The organism is Streptomyces sp. (assembly GCF_019510245.1).
GTDB lineage: Bacteria > Actinomycetota > Actinomycetes > Streptomycetales > Streptomycetaceae > Streptomyces.
This window is the reverse complement of record NZ_JAEKKT010000016.1, coordinates 1-1,132: the sequence shown is the minus strand read 5'-3', so window position 1 is coordinate 1,132 and position 1,132 is coordinate 1. Positions and strand designations below refer to the sequence as shown.

Annotated in this window: 1 protein-coding gene and 1 pseudogene; both read right to left on the bottom strand. The window is 68.2% G+C overall.

The genetic code is table 11. The features are described 5' to 3' along the window. Positions 1–516: pseudogene (locus tag JF597_RS00395) on the bottom strand (hypothetical protein); the annotation flags it as partial. A gap of 51 nt (positions 517–567) precedes the next feature. Then, on the bottom strand, positions 568–1,132 hold a 565-nt coding region (locus tag JF597_RS00390), incomplete at its 5' end, for an extracellular solute-binding protein (protein WP_293986551.1).

Below are 1,132 nucleotides of genomic sequence, written 5' to 3'. Positions count from 1 at the left end.
GCCCTTCAGCCGTCTGCCGTTGACCAGGAGCGCCAGGCCCAGCGCGAGCGCGGTCTGCAGCGGGACGACGAAGAGCACGTAGTAGGCGTTGTTGCGCAGGCTCGTCATGAAGTCGCTCTGCGCCAGGCCGGACTTGGTGACCAGCTGCCCGTAGTTCTCTCCGCCGACGAAATGCACGCCTGCCGAGAAGGGGCTGCCCTGGCCTTTCCAGTCGGACAGGCTCACCCAGAGCGCCATGCCGATCGGCACGACCAGAAAGAGTCCGAGCACGACGAGGACGGGTGAGACGAACAGCCAGCCGGCCAGACCTTCCCGGCCTCGGATACCGCCGCGGGGGGCTCGCGTGCGGCGGCCTCCACCAGCTCCTCCACTGGCCTTGGTGCCGTCCGGGCCGGTGTCCTTGCGGCGTCCGCGCAGCGCGGATGACGGGGCGTCGGCCTTGGCTGCGCCTGCCGGGTGGGCCGGTGCCGGGCCGCTGCCCGGGCCCTGTGCGGGCCCGGGATTCGGTTCACTCATCGCAGGTTCACTCTCGCTTTGTTCGTGTCCGCACTGTCCGCGATATCCGGGCTACTGGCCTACGACCGCCTGCGCGTTCTTCTGAAGCCGCGCGAGGATCTGCTTCGGGTCGGCGCCCGGCAGCCCCTGAAGGCCGGTGTCGAAGTCGGCGAGTACCTGGTCGATCTTCGCGACGTTCACCGGGGCCTGGGCATACGCGGCGCCGTCGATGAACGCCTTGTCCTGCGGGAACTGGGCGACGTACTCGGCCTGGGCGGACTGCCGCGACGGCATCACGCCGATCGCCTTGGCGAAGGTCAGCTGGTTGTCCTTCGCGGTCATCGCCTTGACGAAGTCGATGGCCGCGGCCTTGTGCTTGCTCTTGGCCGCGATGCCCCAGCACTGGGTGAAGGCGAGCGTGCCCTTCTTGCCCGTGGGACCGGCAGGCAGAGGGACCGTCGTGTACTTGACGTTCGGGTAGTCGCTCTTCATGGCGCCGGCGATCCAGTTACCCTCGATCGCCATGGCGGCCTTCTGCTTGCCGAACGCTTCGCCCGACCAGCCGGAGTCGAGTTGCTTGGGGTACTTGGTCGAGCCGTCGGCGAGTAGGGACTGGACGAACTTCAGGGCCTTGAGG